Origin of the sequence: Pseudomonas sp. PLMAX, from assembly GCF_046042685.1 — a bacterium.
GTDB lineage: Bacteria > Pseudomonadota > Gammaproteobacteria > Pseudomonadales > Pseudomonadaceae > Aquipseudomonas > Aquipseudomonas putida_AE.
In genome coordinates this window covers 908,946-928,546 of sequence record NZ_CP064949.1, presented here as the reverse complement: position 1 = coordinate 928,546, position 19,601 = coordinate 908,946, and the positions used below count along the sequence as shown (strand labels likewise).

The following is a 19,601-nucleotide window of genomic DNA, read 5'->3' as shown; positions in this document are numbered from 1 at the left end:
CCAACCGACGATCAAGAAACACCACGTTCCTGGAGGAATTTTGATGAATAGCTGGTTCGGCAACATCAGCGTGAACCTGAAACTGGGCCTGGGCTTTGGCCTGGTCCTGGCCCTGACCTGCGTCCTCGCCCTGACCGGCTGGACCAGCCTGGGCAGCTTGATTGACCGCAGCAACTGGATGAGCGACATCACCCAGCTCAACGCCGGCCTGACCAAGCTGCGCGTGGTGCGCCTGCAGTACATGCTGACCAACGGCGACGAAGCCACCGCGCAGAACGTACAGACCACCCTTCAGGCCTTTTCCGATCAGCAGCAAGCGCTGCTGGCGAAGTTCAAGAGCCCGGAAAACCTCAAGCTGCTCAAAGAACAAGGCAGCGTCATCGACGCCTACAAGACGTCCCTGGCCAAGATGCGCGACGCCTACCGTACCGGCAACAGCGCGCGCGACGTCATGGGCAGCAACGCCGAAACGGCCAGCACGCTGATCGACGACCTGAACAGCCGCGTGCAACGACTGCCACCGAGTGATCAGCGCTTCGAACAGTTCCAGGCCATCACCGCCGCCAAGCAAGCGTTCCTGCTGGCCCGCTATGAAGTGCGTGGCTACACCGCCACCACCAATGCCGAGACCGAGCAAAAAGCCGTGGCGCAACTGGACGCCGCAATTGCCAGCCTGCAACAGCTCAACGTGCATTTCAGCGACATCCAGCCCCAGGCCCTGCGCCAACTGGAGACCGCGCTGGGCAACTACCGCAGCGCCTTGCAGGCCTATAAAGCGGCGAACAGCGAGGCTGTGCAGGCGCGCAAGGAAATGACCGACGAGGGCGCGGCCATCGTCAGCCTGAGCGAGCAGCTGTATCAGATCCAGCTCGACCGTCGTGACGCTGAAAGCGCCCAGGCGCGTACCCTGCAACTGATCAGCACCCTGCTGGCATTGCTGGTGGGCATTATTGCCGCCGTTGTCATTACCCGGCAGATCACCGGTCCGTTGCGCGAGACCCTGGCCGTGGTCGATCGCATCGCCAGCGGCGACCTGTCCCAGGACGTCAGGGTCACGCGTCGCGATGAGCTGGGTGTCTTGCAACAAGGCATTGCGCGCATGGGCGTGACCCTGCGCGACCTGATCAGCGGTATCCGCGACGGCGTCACCCAGATCGCCAGCGCAGCCGAAGAGCTGTCGGCCGTGACCGAGCAGACCAGCGCCGGGGTCAACAGCCAGAAAGTCGAGACCGACCAGGTCGCCACCGCCATGCACGAGATGACCGCCACCGTGCAGGAAGTCGCGCGCAACGCCGAGCAAGCCTCCCAGGCCGCCGCCGCGGCGGATGGCGAAGCACGCGCAGGGGACAAGGTTGTCGCTGAAGCCATCACCCAGATCGAACGCCTGGCCAGCGAAGTGGTGCGCTCCACTGAAGCCATGGGCCTGCTGCAACAGGAAAGCGACAAGATCGGCAGTGTCATGGACGTGATCAAGGCCGTGGCCGAACAGACCAACCTGCTGGCGCTCAACGCCGCGATTGAAGCGGCACGCGCTGGTGAAGCCGGACGCGGTTTTGCCGTGGTGGCCGACGAAGTGCGGGGCCTGGCCCAACGCACACAGAAATCCACCGAGGAAATCGAAGGCCTGGTGGCCGCCCTGCAGAACGGCACCCAGCAAGTGGCGACCGTGATGAACAACAGCCGCACCCTGACCGACAGCAGCGTGGCCCTGACCCGCAAGGCCGGCGCCTCACTGGAAAACATCACCCGCACGGTGTCCAACATCCAGTCGATGAACCAGCAGATCGCGGCCGCGGCCGAACAGCAAAGCGCGGTGGCCGAAGAGATCAGCCGCAGCATCGTCAACGTGCGTGATGTGTCGGAACAAACCGCTGCGGCGAGTGATGAGACGGCGGCGTCCAGTGTTGAGCTGGCGCGGTTGGGGAATCAGTTGCAGATGATGGTCAGCCACTTCCGCGTCTGACGTTCACTGCGCGGTGAATGAAAGATTCATTCGCGAGCAGGCTCGCTCCCACAGGTTCAATGAGCATCCTGTGGGAGATTCTATGTTGCCCGGCAACCTTGAATTCTCAGGCTTGCCACGGATTGATCACCTCCAAGCCGGAAAACTCGAAGTCACGAACATTGCGGGTGGCGATCGGTGCTCCGTGGATTCGGCAGACAGCGGCAATCTGCGCATCAGCCATCGACACAGCCCGCCCCTTGGCTTCACAACCCGCCACAAGTGTCGCGTACTCGACTGCAGCATGCACATCAAAGGGCAATATCCTTCCGGCGAAGTCTTCTTCAAACATTGCCATCGCGTGGGCTTCAAGCTTTTGTTTGCGCTTGCCGGAAGGGAGACGGGCGATGCCATGGAGAATTTCCGCCACGGTAATGGCAACAATGGCCAACTCCATGGCAGGTTGTGCATCAACCCAAGCCAGAACCTGAGCGTCAGGTTCAACCCGCATAAATTCAGAAAGAACATTGGTATCGAGCACTATCATTCGGAGAAATCTACCGCGGTTGCTTTCTCCTGCCGTGCAGGCAGATCAAGTTCAACGCCACCGCACGCACCAAACCTGCTACGAATTCTGCTGCCGAGTCCTCCCGCACGATCGACTGTAGCCAATGCTCTACCCAGAATAAGTCGGGCTTCCTCTTCCATCGAATGCCCGTTATGGGCAGCCGCGATTCGTAATTGCTCCTTGATCTGATCGTCCAGATTTCTAATCGTGATACTGGCCATGACGCCCTCTGCAATCAATGAAATCATTGATTGCATGCTAGCACATCATGCCCGGATAAAAACTCAAAAAGTTGCCGAACGGCCTCACCCACTCATCGCATTGGTAAACACCAATGTCACAGGAACCCCGCACGCAAATCCCCTTCCCGCGCCAGGAACCGCCCTTCCCTGCGCCCGTTCGCCTGACCGTCCTGGTAGCTCAATACCCCGTTGACCCACACGCCATCGATGCCTTCGGCCGCCCGCTGCGGATCGTTGAAGTCGGCCACATCGCGAATGGTCGCCGGGTCGAACAGCACCAGGTCGGCCCAGTGGCCTTCGCGGATCTCGCCCCTTTGCTTCAAGCCGAATCGCGCCGCCGACAAGCCGGTCATCTTGTGCACGGCGGTGTGCAGTGGAAACAGGCCGACGTCACGGCTGAAATGGCCGAGCACCCGTGGGAAAGCGCCCCACAGGCGTGGATGGGGAAACGGGTCTTCGGGCAGGCCGTCGGAGCCGACCATCGACAGCGGGTGCGCGAGGATCCGTCGCACATCGTTTTCGTCCATCCCGTAGTACACCGCGCCGGCCGGTTGCAGCTGGCGGGCGGCATCGAGCAGGGACAGGTTCCACTCGGCGGCGATGTCCATCAGGTCGCGCCCGCCCATCTGCGGGTGTGGCGTCGACCAGGTGATGGTAATGCGGTGGGCATCGGTGACCTGCTTGAGGTCCAGGGTCGAGGAGCTGGCGGCATACGGGTAGCAATCGCAGCCCACTGGGTGGGTCTTCGCGGCCTGTTCAAGAGACGCCAGCAGTTGCGGGCTGCGCCCCCAGTTACCGGCACCGGCACATTTGAGGTGGGAGATGATCACCGGGGATTTCGCATGGCGGCCGATCTGGAACGCCTCGTCCATGGCCTCCAGCACCGGTTCGAATTCACTGCGCAGATGGGTGGTGTAGACCGCCCCGAACGCGGTCAGCTCTTCGGTCAGTTGCATGACTTCGTCGGTGGAAGCCGAGAACGCACTGGCGTAGGCAAGACCGGTGGACAAGCCCAGCGCGCCGGCCTCGAGACTGTCGCGCAGTTGCTCGCGCATCGCGGCAATTTCATCCGGCGTGGCGGTGCGGAACAGGTCGTCGAGGTGGTTGCTGCGCAACGCGGTATGGCCAACCAATGCGGCGACGTTGAGCGTGGTGTTCGCCGCCTCGACCGCCGCGCGGTAATCGCTGAACGTCGGATAAACAAAGGCCGCCGCGCTGCCGAGCAGGTTCATCGGGTCCGGTGGATCGCCGCGCAGGCTCACCGGCGAAGCGCTGATCCCGCAATTGCCGACGATCACCGTGGTCACGCCCTGGCTGAGCTTGGGCAGCATCTGCGGCTGACGGATCACCACCGTGTCGTCGTGGGTGTGCACATCGATGAAGCCGGGCGCCAGCACGCGGCCGGCGGCGTCGATCTCATCGCTGGCACGGGCATCCTGCAAGTCGCCGATGCGCTCGATGCGCCCGTTCAGGATCGCCACGTCGGCCAGGTAGCCAGGACTGTTGCTGCCGTCGATGACCAGGGCATTGCGAATCAGCGTGTCGTACATCATGTCAGTCTCCCAGCGGCAGGTGATCGTCGCCGCCGCGGTAATCGTCCAGGGCGAGTTTGATCCGCCGCAGGCGTTCTTGATTGTCTTGAGGATTGGCCAGTGCCAGCTCGGTGGCAAGCACATCGATGGCGAGCAACATGCCGTAGCGTGCCGCTGTCGGTTTGTAGATGAACGAGGTCTCGGCGCTTTGCAGCGGCAGCACGATGTCGGCCAGTTGCGCCAGCGGCGAATCGCCTCGGGTGATGGCCAGGATGCGCGCGCCGTAGTTGCGGGCCAGTTCCACGGTTTCCAGCAGTTCGGGGGTGATGCCCGTCAGTGAGCAGACGATGACCACCTGATCAGGACTGAGGCTGGCCGCCGTGATGCGCATCATCACCGCGTCGTGGCAGACCGCGATCGGGTAGCCAAGGCGCACCAGGCGCACCTGCAACTCATCGCTGCACAAGGTCGAGCAGCCGCCCATGCCGAAAGCGTGAATCATCCGCGCCTTGCCCAGCAGTTTCACCGCATCGGCGAACCGCGATTCGTCAAAAGCCGACAGGTGCTGGCGCAGGGTCGACTCGATGTCGCCGACGATCTGCCCGTAAAACGCCGACTGCTCCGGCGTGCCCGCCGGGTCGAGGAAACGGCTGCCGACGCCGCTGGCCTGGGCCAGTTGCAAGCGCAGGTCGCGCAAATCCTTGCAGCCGACCGTGCGGGCGAAACGCGAGAGCGTGGCGGTGCTGACTTCGGCGCGCAGCGCCAGCTCATCGAGACTGGCGGAGGCGGCAAAGCCCACATCGTCGAGCATCAGGCGGGCGATGCGTCCTTCGCCGGCGCTGAAGGAATCCTGGCGGGCGCGGATCTGGTAGAGGATGTCCATGGCAGGCGGCTCCGGCTAAATCAGGTAGGAAAGGCCCACGGTCAGGCCGAAGGCGACGAGCGAGATCAGGGTCTCCAGCACCGTCCAGGTCTTGAAGGTCTGGGTGACCGTCATATTGAAGTATTCCTTGATCAGCCAGAAGCCGCCGTCGTTGACGTGGGAAAAAATCACCGACCCCCCCCTGTCGCCAGCACCAGCAACTCCGGATGCGGATACCCCATGGCGATGGCGACGGGTGCGACCACGCCCGAGGCGGTGGTCATGGCCACGGTGGCAGAACCGGTGGCGATGCGCATCAACGCCGCGAACAACCAGCCCATCAGCAACGGCGACAGGTGAAATTCGTGGGCCAGGCCGACGATCTGGTCGGTCACGCCGGCGTCCACCAGGATCCGGTTCAGGCCGCCGCCGGCGCCCACCAGCAAGGTGATGCTGGCGGTCGGCGCCAGGCATTCGTTGGTGAACTTGAGGATCGACTCGCGATTGAAACCCTGGGCCAGGCCGAGGGTCCAGAAGCTCAGCAAGGTCGCCAGCAGCAGCGCGATGACCGAGTTGCCGATGAACAGCAGGAACTGGTTGAGGCCGCTGCCCGGGGTGGAAATCAGGTTGGCCCAGCCGCCGATCAGCATCAGCACCACCGGCAACAGGATGGTCGCCATGGTCAGGCCGAAACTCGGCAGGCTGTCGCGCGGTTCTCGCTCGAGGAACTGCCGTTCCAGCGGGTTTTCCGCCGGCAGCTGGATGCGCGGTACGATGAATTTGGCATACAGGGGGCCGGCGATGATCGCGGTCGGAATGCCGATCGCAATCGCATAGAGCAAGGTCTGCCCCACCGACGCCTGGTACATCTGCACCGCCAGCATCGCCGCCGGGTGCGGTGGCACCAGCGCATGCACCACCGACAGGCCGGCGACCATCGGCAGGCCGACCATCAGGATCGACACGCCGACCCGCCGCGCCACGGTGAAGGCAATCGGCACCAGCAGCACGAAACCGACCTCGAAGAACAACGGCAGCCCCACCAGGAACGCGATGCAGACCATCGCCCAATGTGCGTTCTTCTCGCCGAAGCGGTCGATCAGGGTGCGCGCCACCTGCTCGGCGCCGCCGGACTCCGCCATCATCTTGCCGAGCATGGTGCCCAGCGCCACCACCAGCGCGATATGCCCCAGGGTCTTGCCGACACCTGCCTCATAGGCCCCGACCACACCGGACGGCGGCATGCCCGCCACCAGCGCCAGGCCGATGGAAATCAGGGTGATGACAATGAACGGATTGAGCCGGTAGCGGGCGATCAGCACGATCAGCGCGATGATGGCGACAGCGGCATACACCAGCAGCCAATAGCCGAAGGACGGGGTCATGCGGTACTCCTCGAGAGGGTCACGTCGAAAGTTTTGTGAAACTCTTAAAACATTTCGAGGAGTAACTTTCAAACGAGGTGAAAGTAATTTTCGTGCAGAGGTAAGGGATGTCGCTCAGAGATATGCCGTGTCGCAAATAATGAAAATCAGGCAGGCGGATTTTCATCACGCCTGCGCTGGTCGGTCTCAGTCGTGTTGCACCCGGGCACGTTTGAGCAGTTTCTTGCAGCGCTCGGACAGGCCCAGCACCCGCAGGTGTTTGCCGGCCTTGCTGTAGCGCTCGCGCAGGGTGTCGAGCGCGGCAATGGCCGAGTAATCGACGAAGCTCAAGTGGCGGCAATCGAGGGTCACTTGCGCAGGGTCGTTGGCCGGATCGAATTGATTGAGGAAAGGGGTGGTCGAGGCGAAGAACAGCGTGCCATGGACGCGGTAAAGCTTGCTGCCGTCGTTTTCCAGGTGACTGTCGGCGTACAGCTGCCGGGCCTGCTGCCAGGCGAAATTCAGCGCCGCGATGATGATGCCGCACAACACCGCCGTGGCCAGATCGGTGAACACCGTGATCACTGTCACCGCGATAATCACCAGTACATCGTTCATCGGCACCTTGTTCAGCACCCGCAGCGAAGCCCAGGCGAAGGTCTGCTGCGAGACCACGAACATCACCCCGACCAACGCCGCCAACGGAATACGTTCGATCAATGGCGACAGGAAAAGGATGAACAGCAGTATCGACACCCCGGCGACCACACCGGACAGCCGGCCGCGGCCCCCGGAGCTCAGGTTGATCACGGTTTGGCCGATCATCGCGCAACCGCCCATGCCGCCGAACAGACCGGACACCACGTTGGCCGCGCCCAGCGCCACGCATTCGCGATCGGGGTAGCCGCGGCTCTCGGTGATTTCGTCGGTGAGGTTCAGGGTCAGCAAGGTTTCCAACAGGCCAACCATCGCCATCAGGATCGCGTAAGGCGCAATGATGCGCAGGGTTTCCAGGTTCCAGGGAATGTCTGGCAAAGCGAATGTCGGCAAGCCACCGGCGATGTGTGCCATGTCTCCCAGGGTGCGGGTTGGCAGGCCGAGGAAGTAGACAGCCAGTCCTACCCCGAGGATCGCCACCAACGCGGGCGGCACTGCGCGGGTCAGGCGTGGCAGCACATAGACGATCGCCATCGTCACCGCCACCAGGCCGATCATGAAGTACAACGGCGTACCGCTCAGCCAGGTCTCGCCACTCTTGAAGTGCTCCAGTTGCGCCAGGGCAATGATGATCGCCAGGCCGTTGACGAAACCGAGCATCACCGGGTGCGGCACCATGCGCACCAGCTTGCCCAGCCGCAGCAGGCCGAACGCCGCCATGATCAAGCCGCCCAGCAGCACCGTCGCCAGCAGGTACTGCACACCCTGCTGCACCACCAGCGCGACGATCACCACCGCCATCGACCCGGCGGCACCGGAGACCATGCCTGGCCGGCCACCGAACAGCGCGGTCAGGGTGCAAATGATGAACGCACCATACAGGCCCATCAGCGGATTGAGATGCGCCACCAGCGCGAAGGCAATGCATTCGGGCAACAGGGCGAAAGACGTCGTGAGCCCGGCCAGGGCATCGGCGCGTAGATGTTTTGGTTTCATGGGGGACCGCATGCAGGGAGTAGCAAGAAAGAGTGTGCGGATGTTACGGAATCGAGGGCGTTCCGGCCAGTTTATGCGGCTTCAGAAACGCCTTCGCGAGCAAGCCCGCTCCCACATTAGACCGCGTCCGTCTGGACAATGCGGTCAAGTGTGGGAGCGGGCTTGCTCGCGAAAGCAGCAACTCGGTCTAAAGCGAACTCACACCATCTCGTTACGAATCCACTCCAGCACCGACGTACGCTTCGGCACCCAGCCCAATATCTCCCGCGCACGGGTACCGCGAACCCGGCTATTGGAGCCCAGGCCATAATTGGCCATTTCATAACCCCACTCGGCTTCGGCATCCTTCAATGGCCAGTCTTGCGGCTGGCCCAGGCTCAACGCCTCGGCGATCGCCGTGGTCATGTCGATGAACGACGCTTCGCCGCTTTCGACAAAGTAGAAGGTGCCTGGGACGTTTTTGCTCAGCGCCAGCAGGTACAGCGCCACCACGTCTTCGATGTGCACATTGGACCAGATGTTCTGCCCGGTGCCGACATGGTGGACCACGCCGCTTTTGCGCGCCTGTTTCAGCAAGCGCGGCAGCTGCACGCTGTCGCGATTGACGCCGAGGCTGTGGCCGTAGATCAGGGTGTTGCAGATGACGGCCGAGTTCACGCCATCCTTGGCCGCGGCGAGGATCAGGTTGTCGATGGCCACCCGTGCGGCCTTGTCCACAGTGGGTTCCGGCAAGTTGTCTTCACGGTAGATTACGTCGCTGGACTTGCCGCCCGAGGCGTCGCCGACGATGCTCGAACCGCTGGTGTGCAGGAACACTTTGTTGGAGCCGCGCAAGGCATCGAGCAAAGCTTCGACTGCACCGCGATGGTCGCTGCTGGCGGCGTTGATCACAGCGTCGGCGGCCCGGGCCTGTTCGGCCAACAGTGCGCTGTCATCCAGCGTACCGATGACTGGCATGATGCCCAGCGCTTTGAGCTCATCCGCCTGTTCGGCGTTGCGCACCAGGCCGGTAACCTTGTGACCGGCCTTGATCAGGCCGGTGGCGATGGAGCCGCCGATAAAACCGGCAGCGCCGGTAACGAATACGTTCATGGAGAAACTCCCTGCGTGGATAAGTGATGCAACGAGTATCCAGCAGCGATCCCTGGCGAAAAATCCCCGCTGACCCAATTCACTCTTGCGCTGCAATCACGAATCAGCCGCTGAAATCCGTGGACGCGTACACCGCCAGTTTGCTCTGGATGAAGTCGAGGAAACACTGGATGCGCAAGGCCAACTGCGAGTTGCGGTAGTACACCGCGTTGATCGGCTGGCGATAACCACTGTTGAATTCGGCCAGCAACACCTTCAACCGTCCGGCACGAATGTCCTCGATGGTCATGTAGTGCGACAGGCTGGCGATGCCCTGGCCTTCCAGCGCCAGGTGGCGGAGGGTTTCGCCGCTGGAAGCGCTGAGCGACGCCTGGATCGGCCAGCGATCGCCGTGCACATAGCGCAGCGGCCATTGGTTGAGGCCTTCGTTCTGGGTGAAGCCCAGCAGGGTGTGTTCGGCCAGATCCGCCACGGCGGTCGGGGTGCCGTGTTTTTCCAGATACGCCGGGCTGGCGACGATGTGAATCGGACTGCATCCCAGAGAGCGTGCGTGCAGGGTCGAGTCGGCCAGGGTGCCGATGCGGATGGCGATGTCGGTACTTTGCTCGAGCAGGTCGATGATCAGGTCGTTGCTGTTGAGCTCGAGCTGGATGTCCGGATAGAGCCGGCGGAATTCATCGATGTAGGGCACGATGGCGTGCAGCATGAATGGCGACGCGGCGTTGATGCGCAAGCGCCCGGACGGGGTTTGCTGGCGTGAGGACAAGCGCTCCTCGAGTTCGTCCATCTGATCGAGAATCAGCTTGGCGTGTTCGAAGAAGTACTTGCCCTCCTCGGTCAGGTCCATGCGTCGCGTGGTGCGGTTGATCAGCGTGGTATCGAGCTTGGCCTCGAGCCGCGACAGCGTGCGGCTGACCGCCGACGGTGTTTGCCCGACCTGCTCGGCCGCCGCGGAAATCGACCCGCACTCGATCACGCAGACGAAAATCTGCAATTCATCGGATCTGGCTTTCACGAGTGTCCTCTTTGACGAAAATCGCTAAAAGATCGCAGCCTTCGGCAGCTCCTACAAGGTATTGCGTACACCTGTAGGAGCTGCCGAAGGCTGCGATCTTTTAGCCGCTGAGACCGATAGTAGCCGAGCGTTACGCCTTCAGGCCAAACACCTCTTTCAGATGCTGCTCATAACGCGCCACATCGGCTTCGATGTTCGGACGTTTCATCACGTCCACGCAGAGGAAGGTCGGCAAAGCGGTCATGCCGAGGAATTCGTTGGCCTTGTGGAACGGGAAGTACACCGCGTCCACGCCCTTGGCCTCGAAGAAGTCGGTCGGGTCGTCGAAGGCTTGCTGCGGCGCGTTCCAGGTCAGCGACAGCATGTACTGCTTGCCGTGGATCAGGCCGCCACTGCCGTATTTCTGCGAGGCGTCGGAACGGGTGCGGCCGTCGCTGGCGTAGAGGCTACCGTGACCTTCGGTGAAGACTTCGTCGATGTACTTCTTGACGGTCCATGGCGCGCCCATCCACCAGCCGGGCATCTGGTAGATGATCACGTCGGCCCAGAGGAATTTGGCGACTTCTTCGGCGACGTCGTAACCCTCGTCGATAAATGTGGCTTTGACATCTACCCCACCGCGATCCAGCACGCTCAGCGCGGCTTCATGCAAGGTGGTGTTGTAGCGGCCATCGGAGTGGGCGAATTGTTTGCCGCCATTGAGCAACAGGACTTTTTTCATGGGAGGTCTCGGGAAGGGTCAGGAATCGGATAGCGGCAGAGTAAAGACCTGGCTCGCGCGGAGTAAGCGGCCATTGTGCAAAATTCATTTGACCCACACGCACGAATCAATCGGTGATTGTTGCCTTAAACTAGGGCCGATTCTGAAATGAGGAGTGTTTTCTGATGAGTGAAATGCAAGGTTTCATCCTGCACGCCAAGACCCGCCCGGAAAAATCCGACGCCTTCGAAGCGTTTTTCAGCGGCTATGTGGAAGCCAGTCGCGCCGAGCCCGGCTGCATCGAGTACCACATGCTGCGCGACAAGCAGGACCCGACCCTGTTTATCTTCTACGAGATCTGGCAGTCCCAGGCACACCTCGACGTGCACTCGAACCTGCCGCACATGAAACAGTTTCTCGAACAGCGCGATGAATACCTGGAGCGGGATTTCGAGATCCGCGCCATTGACATGCTCAGCCCGTCGTCCGCTAGCCGCTGATCAACAAATGGCCGCCAAGCAAGCCGAGGCCAATGAAGAACACGCGTTTGAACAACACGGCGCTGATCCGCTGGCGCAGCCACTGCCCCAGCCACATGCCGAGCACCGCCGGGATCAGCGCCAACAACGATGCACTCAACTCGCCACCGCCGAGAGCGCCGCGCCATAGCAGGCCGCCGGCCAGGGCCAGGGTCGAGACGGTGAACGACAGGCCCAGCGCCTGCACCAGTTCATCCTTGCTCAAGCCCAGCGCCTGCAGGTACGGCACCGCCGGAATCACGAACACGCCGGTGGCCGACGTGATGACGCCCGTCAGTACGCCGCACAGCGGACCTAGCCAGCGCTCATTGCGAGCCCCTACTCGCAAGGTCGGCAGGCACAAACCGCTCAACGCATAGAGCAGCAACGCCGCCCCCAATCCGCGCACCACCCAGTGGCCGCCAGCCATGCCGATCCACAGCGTGCCCGCGCCGGTGCCGATGAAAATGGCCAGCAGCATCGGCCACAGCCGCTTGATCAGCCCGTGCAGATGCCCGCCGAAGGCCAGTTGCCAGACGTTGGTCAGGGTCGCGGGAATGATCAACAGCGCGGCAGCCTGTGATGGGGCCATAGCCAGACCGAGCAAGCCCATGGCGATGGTTGGCAGGCCAAGACCGATGACCCCTTTGATCATGCCGGCCAGCAGGAAGGTGGCAATGACCAGCAATGACAGGGTAAATCCGAGATTTTGGTAGAACGAGGCGAGTGTGTTCATGGGGCTATCCTGAGCCTGGATTGGCCGGATGAAAATCTGCCATATACTGAGGGTGCCTCTCTTACAGCAAGAGGCTGAAGAAGAGTTAAGGCCACTGGCGACTTCGCGAGCAAGCCCGCTCCCACAGGGGGATGCATTTCAAATGTGGGAGCGGGCTTGCTCGCGAAGGCGTCCGACCAGACAACACATTCCCAGAGATTGCCGATGCACTTCGACCTGACCGACCTGCGCCTCTACCTGAACATCCTCGACAGCGGCAACATCACCGCCGGCGCCGCGCGCAGCCATCTGTCCCTGGCCGCCGCGAGCGCACGAATCCGCGCGATGGAAGCATCACTCGGTACTGAGTTCCTGGAGCGCGGCCGTCGTGGCGTAACCCCTACGCCTGCCGGCAAAGCCCTCGCCCAGCACGCCCGGGTCCTGCTGCAACAGGCCGAACGCATGCAGCAGGACCTGGCTGACTATGCCAAGGGCGTCAAAGGCCAGGTGCGCTTGTTGTGCAACACCACGGCGATCACCGAATACCTGCCGGAACTGCTCGCCGATTTCCTGCGCGAGCACCCCAACCTCGACATCGACCTGCAGGAATTGCCCAGCACGCGCATCACCCACGCCTTGCGCCAGGGTGCGGCCGACCTGGGCATCGTCTCCGACGCCGTAGACACCCACTCGCTCGAAACCCTGCCCTTTCGCAACGATCCGCTGGTGCTGATCATGCCGCCCGGGCATCCCTTGGCAGGCGGCGAGCCACCGAATTTCAGTGATACGTTGCAGTTCGATTACGTGGGGCTGACCGCCAACAGCGCACTCGCGGTGTACCTCGAAGAACAGGCGCTGCACGCGGGCATGCGCATGCAGATCCGCATCCGTGCGGAAGGCTTCGACGGGGTGATTCGCATGGTGGCTCGCGGCGCCGGGCTGGCCATCGTACCGCTGGCGGCGATCCAGCGCCGTGCACTGGATCAGCCGCTCAAAAGCTTCGCGCTGAAGGAAGATTGGGCACAGCGAAAATTACTGCTGTGCGCGCGCTCATTCACTGGCCTGCCCGGTTATGCCAGAGCGTTGCTCGAGGCCTTGCGCAGCGAGTGAGGCCGGTTTTGGCTTCCTGAAAAACACGCCATAGACCACCGTCAGCAGCACCAGGAACGGCACGCCAAACACCAGGGTCATCTTGAAGGCTTCGGTGAAGTAGGTGGTGATCATCACCGCACCCATCAGCACCAAGCCCAACAACGTGCTGTAGGGGAACAGGCGCATGCGAAACGACAGTTTTCGCTCGCCGTGGCGCTGGTGATAACGACGGAAACAATAGTGGGTCAGGAAGATCATGAACCAGGTGAAGATGGCGCCGAACATCGAGATCGCCATCATCAAGGTGAACGAACTTTCCGGGTACAGGATGTTGAGCAACGTCGCCAGGGCAATGCCCGAGCTCGACAGCAACAGGGCGTTCAGCGGAATCCCGGTCTTGCTCAGTTTGCCCATGGACTTGGGTGCGTAGCCGCCACGGGACAGGCTGAACATCATGCGCGTGGTGATGTACAACTGACTGTTCATCGCCGACAACGCGGCGATCAGGATCACGAAATTCATCACCCCGGTGGCGCCGGGAATGCCGATGGCCTGCATCACCGTGACGAACGGGCTCTGGGCATGACCGGCCTGGACCCACGGCACGATCGCCAGCATCAGGGCGAGGGTCAGGAGGTAGAACACCACCAGGCGCACGATGGTCGCGCGAAAGGCTTTCTTCACCGCTTGCTCGGGGTCCTGCGCCTCACCGGCGGCCACCGCGATCATCTCTACGCTCAGGTAGCTGAAGATCGACACGATCACCGCGACCCACATGCCTTGCAGGCCATTGGGGAAAAAGCCGCCGTGGGCGGTGTAGTTGTGCACGCCGTATTCCGGGTTACCGGAACCGAACACCACGTACACCGCGAGGATGATGAAGCCGACAATCGCGCCGATCTTGATGGTCGAGAACCAGTACTCGAAGGTACCGAAGGTCTTCACGCTGATGGCATTGAGCACGATCAGCACACTGGAGAAGGAGACGATCCACACCCATTCCGGCACGTTGGCAAACCAGTACTTCATGTACATCGCCACCGCCGTCACTTCCGTGCCGACCGCCAGCACGATCGCCGCCCAATAGGCATAGCGCACCAGGAACCCGGCCAGCGGGGATACATAGAATTCGGCGTAGGCACCGAACGAACCGGAGGTCGAGTGGGCCACGGTCATTTCCGCCAGGCAGCCCATCAACAACAGCGTGATGATCGCGCCGATGGCGTAGCTGAGCAGCACGCTCGGCCCGGCATACCCGATCGCGTAGGCACTGCCCATGAACAGTCCGGTGCCGATCGCACCGCCAATGGCGATCATGCTCATCTGCCCGGACGTCAGCTGACGCCGCAGGCCCTGCTCACGGTTGGATATCGTTTCAAAACCGGTGTTATCGGTCATTTTTATGTCCTCTGAATATTGTCTTTCTTGAAGAGCACGTCTTGGTTTTTACCGGTGGGGATCAGCCACGCACAGCAGGACAGGGATCAGAAAATACTCAGTGGATATTCGATGATGATGCGCACTTCGTTGTTGTCCGTGGTATCGGCCCTCGCCACTTGCGCAGTCGAGCGCACACTGGCCTGGCGCACCCGCAGCGACAGGTCCCTGGCCTTGCCCGACTGCACGACGTAGCGCGCTTCGATGTCGCGCTCCCAGCGCTTGCCGTCATCGCCGTAGCGTCCATAAGCGCCGTTGGGGCCACCGTCGTAATGGCTGTCGTCGATATGATCGCCACTGACGTAACGCGACATGAAGCTCAGGCCAGGCACGCCGAATGGCGCCATGTCCAGGTCATAACGCAGTTGCCATGAGCGTTCGTTGGGGGCGTTGAAATCGAGCACCTGCACCGAGTTGGAGAGGAAAATCGAAGTCCCCGGCTGCTGGTCGAAACCCAGGTAATCGAACGGCTCATTGCCATTGACCTGTTGATACGCCAGGGTCAATCGATGGGCGCCGAACTTGTACCCGCTGGCCAGCGACCAGGTGGTGTTGTCGATCCTGCCGGCCAGGCTCTGGCCGTCGTCGTTGGTGCGATAAATATTGAAATCCAGGTTCAGCGACTGGCCTTCACCCAGGGCAAAGGTGTAGTTGCCGTTGGCGTAGTACTGCCGCCAGATGTCGGTGAATTGCGAACCGTACAGGCTGACGCTCAGTTGATCGCTCAGGGCGTAGCTGCCGCCCAGATAATCGACGCTGCGGGTTTCCACGCCAGCGTACAGCGCTTTCAGCGCGCCATCGGCGTTGGTCGAATTGCTGTCGTTGCCGGCGGTGAAATGACCGATGTCCAGTTGCAGGGCCTTGAGCTCATTGCTGGTCAGTTGAAAGCCGGTGGCCACGCTGGTGAACAGTCGCGCATTGCCAGTGCCGAACACCGGGTTGAGCGGTGTCAGGTTGCCGTACTTGAGTTCGGTGCGGGATATCCGCGCCTTCACCGCGCCACCCGCTTCGGAGTACTCATCCTCGGGATGGCCATTGGAATCGACCGGCAGCAAACCCGTGCCCGTGCGTCCCTTGCCACTGTCGAGCTTGATGCCGAGTTGCGCGTAGGCATCGACGCCGAACCCCACCGTGCCCTGGGTGTAGCCGGAGCGGTAATCGAGCATGATCCCGTGGGCCCATTCATCCCGGTAATTCTGCCCGCCTGGGTTGTTGAGGTTGTTGCGGTAGAAATAGAAGTTACGGTTGGTCAGGGTCAGGCTGCTGTCTTCGACGAATCCGTCGTCGGCGGCGGCGTAGGCCATTTGCCCGAGGCAACTGCCGAGGGCGAGCGACAAGGTGGGCCAGGGGGAGAGTCTCATTCTGCGTGTTCCTTGTTATTGTGATTGCACAGAACTGTTTATCGAGGACGACCGAAGCCCTGCTGCCAGGAAACCCGGCAACAGGGGTGAATATCGGCGGTATCAGGTGACGCTGTGGCGAACCTGGAATTGCGCTTGTGCCCAGGTTTTTTGATCGAGAATTTCGCCGAGGATCTGCACCGCGTCCCAGACCTCGGTGAAGGTCGTGTACAGCGGGGTAAAGCCGAAGCGCATGATGCGCGGCTCGCGGTAATCACCGATGACGCCCCGCTCGATCAGGGCTTGAATTACCGCATAACCTTCAGGGTGTTCGAAGCTGACGTGACTGCCACGTTTGGCGTGCTCACGCGGCGTGATCAACTTCAGTTCGTGTGCCGCGCAACGCTGCTCGACCAGTTCGATGAACAGGTCCGTCAGGGCCAGGGATTTGCGGCGCAGGCTGGCCATGTCGGTCTGGGCGAACACGTCCAGGCCGCACTCGACCATTGCCAACGAAGTGATCGGCTGGGTGCCGCACAGGTAGCGGGCGATGCCGCTGCTCGGCTCGTAGCGCGATTCCATGGCGAACTGCCGCGAATGGCCGAACCACCCCGACAGCGGCTGCGCCACCAGATCGCACAACTGTGGATTGACCCAGACAAACGCCTGGGAACCCGGACCGCCATTGAGGTACTTGTAGGTGCAGCCGATGGCGTAGTCGGCGCCCGCCTGATGCAGGTCGACCGGCACCGCCCCGGCGGAATGCGCCAGGTCCCAGATGGCCAGCGCCCCACACTCGTGGGCCAGCGTGGTCAGGGCCTGCATGTCGTGCATGTAGCCGGTCTTGTAGTTGACGTGGGTGAGCATCACCACCGCCGTATCCTGGTCGATCGCTTGCGGCAGCTCTTCAGGGCTGTCGACCAGGCGCAGGGTGTAACCCTGCTGCAGCATGTCGGCCAGGCCTTCGGCGATGTACAGGTCGGTGGGGAAGTTACTGCTTTCGGTGACAATCACCCGTCGCGTCGGCGACCTTGTGGCCTGCACACGCAGCGCGGCACTGAGCACCTTGAACAGGTTGATCGAGGTCGTATCGGTCACCACCACTTCGCCGTCTCGGGCGCCGATCAGCCCGGCCAGGCGATTGCCCAGACGCTCGGAAAGGTCGCGCCAACCGGCACTGTTCCAGCTGCGGATCAGGCCATTGCCCCACTCCTGGGCAATCACCTCCTGAGCCCGCGCCAATGCCGCGACCGGCCGTGCGCCCAGGGAATTGCCATCGAGATAAATCACACCGTCGGGTAGCGCAAACTGCTGGCGTAGCGGCGCGAGAGTGTCCTGGGCATCGAGCGTCAGGCAATCGTTTCTTGTTGTCATCGGGTGTCCTGTTCTTTGAAGGTCGTCGCGTTTTTCCGGGCGTTGTCTGGCCCTTTTCTGTGGAGAGATAATGAACGATGCCTTGCAGAATTTTCGTGCAAAGTAAGCGGCCATAGGGTAGTTGTTTCGCATAAAATTCGAATACAACTCCTATAAACGCGGATTTACACCAGCCATGAATCTCGACTCGACAGACCTGCGAATCCTCCATCAACTGCAACTGGATGGCCGTATCAGCAACCAGGAACTGGCAGAGAAAGTCGCCCTGTCGCCGTCGGCCTGCCTGCGCCGGTTGCGCCTGCTGGAAAGCGAGGGAGTCATCAGCGGTTATCGCGCCGTGCTGAATGCCGAGCGGCTGGGGATCGAACTGGAAGCCATCGTCCATGTGTCGTTGCGACAGGACGTCGAGGACTGGCACGAGACCTTTATCAAGAAGGTCCAGTCGTGGCCGGAAGTGGTCACCGCGTACGTGATCACGGGCGCGAGCAACTATGTGCTGCGGGTCCAGGCGCGCAACCTCAAGCACTTCTCCGATTTCATCGTCAACCACTTGAACCGCACGGCGGGGGTCACCGATATCCGCTCGGAAATCGTCCTGCAGAAAATCAAGGAGCGCGAAGCGTTGCTGGACCTGGTGGTGCGCAAGTAAGGGAGCAACGCACTGCTAAACCTGTGGGAGCGGGCTTGCTCGCGAAGAGGGAGTGTCAGATGACATCAATGTTCACTGGACCACCGCATTCGCGAGCAAGCCCGCTCCCACGGGGTTCGCTCAGAAGCCGCGCATGCGCCGGGCTTCGTTGCGCTGCAAGGTCATGCTCGGGGATTCGTCGAACAGCTTGCGATACTCGGCGGAAAAACGCCCCAGGTGGGTGAACCCCCAGCCCATGGCGATCGCGGAAATATTGCGCGCCGAGCCGTGCTCGAGAATCTCCTGGCGCACGCCGTTCAGCCGGTATTTCTTCAGGTAGACCATCGGCGACAGCGCGAAGTACTTCTTGAATGCCTCGAACAGCTTGAAGCGCGAAACCCCGGCGGCGAGCTCGATGTCCTCCAGGTGCAGGGCCTCGCGAGCATTGTCGTGAATGTATTGCCGCGCCCGGATCAGGTAGTGCGGCAACTTCACGCCCAGCACCTCGCGCAACTCTTCCGAGTAGTTGTTCGGCTGGGCGAGGATCAGGCCTTTGATCAGCGAGCTCTCAATGTCCCGGGTAAAGGCCACCTGCTCGTAGAGTTCGTTGCTGCGTTCCAGCTCGGCGATAAAATAGCGCGCCATGCGCCACCACGAAGCCGACGCGCCGTCGACCGCATCCATCACCGGTTCGAAGCGCAAGGGTTCATCCAGCGGTCGCTGCAGCAAGCCCTGCAGGGACTCGCTCATGGCAACGCGGGTGATCACCACCTGGACCTTGCGGCAATCGCCGGAGATCGCCAGCAGCTGGTTTTCATTCGGCGAAATGATCACACCCTGGTCGCGGTCGGACTTCACCACGCTGCCGTTTTTGCTCAACTCCTGCTCGCCCACCAGGGGCAGGCTCAGGCTGTAGCTGCTGAAGTGCTCGGCGTCTTCGATATCGATGGTGACATCGGTGCCGTATTCGATGGTGCCCAGGGTCGTGGCCATCGACTTGAACATGTTGGCGCTGTGATGGAAGCGGATCCGCTCGGGCGTCGTGCTCACGAGTCGATGTGGCCCGCAAATACCGGACATCCAGTTTCTCGCGGCCTCGAGATCATCGCTGTCGACACGAATGTCGCGACACTGCGGATCGTTTTTGCTGTTCATCACGGTGCACCCACGGGCTATTTTTCAGCGCGCTCTGACGGCGCGTCTCAGGCGTGGAGAAGGCAAGTTCCAAGCCACAAAACCCCAGTGCCAACTTAGTGGATAGCAATCCTCGACTAGGCGGATAACGCAGCCGGAGAACGCTCCCCTACAGGCACTCGAGGTTGTGCAAGACAGTACCTCATTGCTGCAAACAGGGGCAGCCGTTCATCGTTTGGCGCGCGGTTTGGGTAGTCGCTGCACAGCTTGATACCCCGCGCGTGTTACCCCACAAATTATACGGACTGCCTTCGCCGACAAACCGGATAGACCCCTACCCGTCCCGCTCCCTCTAATGCGCACACCGATTAGCCCCAATAAAAAACAGGTGCA

Annotated in this window: 17 protein-coding genes and 2 pseudogenes; 5 read left to right on the top strand and 14 right to left on the bottom strand. The window is 61.6% G+C overall.

What is annotated here, in order from left to right:
• Nucleotides 1-43 precede the first annotated feature (43 nt).
• A pseudogene (locus DKB71_RS04125) lies at nt 44-1,105 on the top strand (methyl-accepting chemotaxis protein); the annotation flags it as partial.
• Nucleotides 1,100-1,963: a methyl-accepting chemotaxis protein gene (locus DKB71_RS04120; protein ID WP_406592681.1), complete on the top strand. Its 864-nt coding sequence runs from the start codon at nt 1,100-1,102 to the stop codon at nt 1,961-1,963. The pseudogene DKB71_RS04125 and the gene DKB71_RS04120, both read left to right, overlap by 6 nt.
• 106 nt (nt 1,964-2,069) lie before the next feature.
• On the opposite strand, the gene DKB71_RS04115 is transcribed toward DKB71_RS04120, so the two are convergent.
• The 9 genes and pseudogenes from DKB71_RS04115 to DKB71_RS04075 all read right to left on the bottom strand — a co-directional run bounded on the left by DKB71_RS04115 (nt 2,070) and on the right by DKB71_RS04075 (nt 10,991).
• The gene (locus DKB71_RS04115) at nt 2,070-2,489 is read right to left on the bottom strand and encodes a type II toxin-antitoxin system VapC family toxin (RefSeq protein WP_408599695.1); all 420 of its coding nucleotides are present in this window, start codon (nt 2,487-2,489) and stop codon (nt 2,070-2,072) included.
• Nucleotides 2,486-2,731, bottom strand: a complete 246-nt coding sequence (locus DKB71_RS04110; protein WP_408601057.1) for a FitA-like ribbon-helix-helix domain-containing protein — start codon at nt 2,729-2,731, stop codon at nt 2,486-2,488. Before DKB71_RS04110 ends, DKB71_RS04115 begins: the two co-directional genes overlap by 4 nt.
• A gap of 116 nt (nt 2,732-2,847) precedes the next feature.
• Nucleotides 2,848-4,305, bottom strand: coding sequence for an N-acyl-D-amino-acid deacylase family protein (locus DKB71_RS04105; RefSeq protein ID WP_408599694.1), 1,458 nt, complete (start codon nt 4,303-4,305; stop codon nt 2,848-2,850).
• Between the two features lies 1 nt (nt 4,306).
• Entirely contained in the window at nt 4,307-5,167 is an 861-nt protein-coding gene (locus tag DKB71_RS04100; protein WP_323628139.1) for a MurR/RpiR family transcriptional regulator, read from the bottom strand.
• Between the two features lie 15 nt (nt 5,168-5,182).
• A pseudogene (locus DKB71_RS04095) lies at nt 5,183-6,531 on the bottom strand (gluconate:H+ symporter).
• A 186-nt stretch (nt 6,532-6,717) separates the two neighbouring features.
• Nucleotides 6,718-8,163 carry a SulP family inorganic anion transporter gene (locus tag DKB71_RS04090; protein WP_406592668.1) on the bottom strand — a complete coding sequence of 482 codons (1,446 nt, stop codon included), beginning with the start codon at nt 8,161-8,163 and terminating at the stop codon, nt 6,718-6,720.
• A gap of 198 nt (nt 8,164-8,361) precedes the next feature.
• A complete protein-coding gene (locus DKB71_RS04085) occupies nt 8,362-9,255 on the bottom strand; it encodes an NAD-dependent epimerase/dehydratase family protein (protein ID WP_408599693.1) in 894 nt (297 codons plus the stop codon).
• Between the two features lie 103 nt (nt 9,256-9,358).
• Nucleotides 9,359-10,270, bottom strand: a complete 912-nt coding sequence (locus tag DKB71_RS04080) for a LysR family transcriptional regulator (protein WP_408599692.1) — start codon at nt 10,268-10,270, stop codon at nt 9,359-9,361.
• A 130-nt stretch (nt 10,271-10,400) separates the two neighbouring features.
• Nucleotides 10,401-10,991, bottom strand: a complete 591-nt coding sequence (locus tag DKB71_RS04075) for an NAD(P)H-dependent oxidoreductase (RefSeq protein WP_274074112.1) — start codon at nt 10,989-10,991, stop codon at nt 10,401-10,403.
• A 164-nt stretch (nt 10,992-11,155) separates the two neighbouring features.
• Between DKB71_RS04075 and DKB71_RS04070 the strand changes: the two genes are divergently transcribed.
• Complete coding sequence (locus tag DKB71_RS04070) at nt 11,156-11,470, top strand: putative quinol monooxygenase (RefSeq protein WP_274074113.1); 315 nt, start codon at nt 11,156-11,158, stop codon at nt 11,468-11,470.
• Here DKB71_RS04070 and DKB71_RS04065 read toward each other — a convergent pair.
• Nucleotides 11,460-12,224 carry a sulfite exporter TauE/SafE family protein gene (locus DKB71_RS04065; RefSeq protein ID WP_323605452.1) on the bottom strand — a complete coding sequence of 255 codons (765 nt, stop codon included), beginning with the start codon at nt 12,222-12,224 and terminating at the stop codon, nt 11,460-11,462. The genes DKB71_RS04070 and DKB71_RS04065 overlap by 11 nt on opposite strands.
• 204 nt (nt 12,225-12,428) lie before the next feature.
• Between DKB71_RS04065 and DKB71_RS04060 the strand changes: the two genes are divergently transcribed.
• Nucleotides 12,429-13,313 carry a LysR substrate-binding domain-containing protein gene (locus DKB71_RS04060; protein ID WP_408599691.1) on the top strand — a complete coding sequence of 295 codons (885 nt, stop codon included), beginning with the start codon at nt 12,429-12,431 and terminating at the stop codon, nt 13,311-13,313.
• Here the strand turns inward: DKB71_RS04060 and DKB71_RS04055 are convergent.
• From DKB71_RS04055 to kynU, 3 genes are all read right to left on the bottom strand, one after another.
• Entirely contained in the window at nt 13,254-14,693 is a 1,440-nt protein-coding gene (locus DKB71_RS04055; RefSeq protein WP_323628132.1) for an amino acid permease, read from the bottom strand. The two genes, DKB71_RS04060 and DKB71_RS04055, sit on opposite strands and share 60 nt — an antisense overlap.
• Nucleotides 14,694-14,779: 86 nt before the next feature.
• Nucleotides 14,780-16,093: an OprD family porin gene (locus DKB71_RS04050; RefSeq protein WP_408599690.1), complete on the bottom strand. Its 1,314-nt coding sequence runs from the start codon at nt 16,091-16,093 to the stop codon at nt 14,780-14,782.
• Nucleotides 16,094-16,195: 102 nt separating this feature from the next.
• Nucleotides 16,196-17,446: a kynureninase gene (gene kynU, locus DKB71_RS04045; protein ID WP_274074120.1), complete on the bottom strand. Its 1,251-nt coding sequence runs from the start codon at nt 17,444-17,446 to the stop codon at nt 16,196-16,198.
• A gap of 175 nt (nt 17,447-17,621) precedes the next feature.
• Here kynU and DKB71_RS04040 point away from each other — a divergent pair, with 175 nt between their 5' ends.
• Entirely contained in the window at nt 17,622-18,095 is a 474-nt protein-coding gene (locus tag DKB71_RS04040; RefSeq protein ID WP_408599689.1) for an Lrp/AsnC family transcriptional regulator, read from the top strand.
• Between the two features lie 120 nt (nt 18,096-18,215).
• On the opposite strand, the gene DKB71_RS04035 is transcribed toward DKB71_RS04040, so the two are convergent.
• A complete protein-coding gene (locus tag DKB71_RS04035; RefSeq protein ID WP_408599688.1) occupies nt 18,216-19,229 on the bottom strand; it encodes a helix-turn-helix domain-containing protein in 1,014 nt (337 codons plus the stop codon).
• Nucleotides 19,230-19,601: the final 372 nt, after the last annotated feature.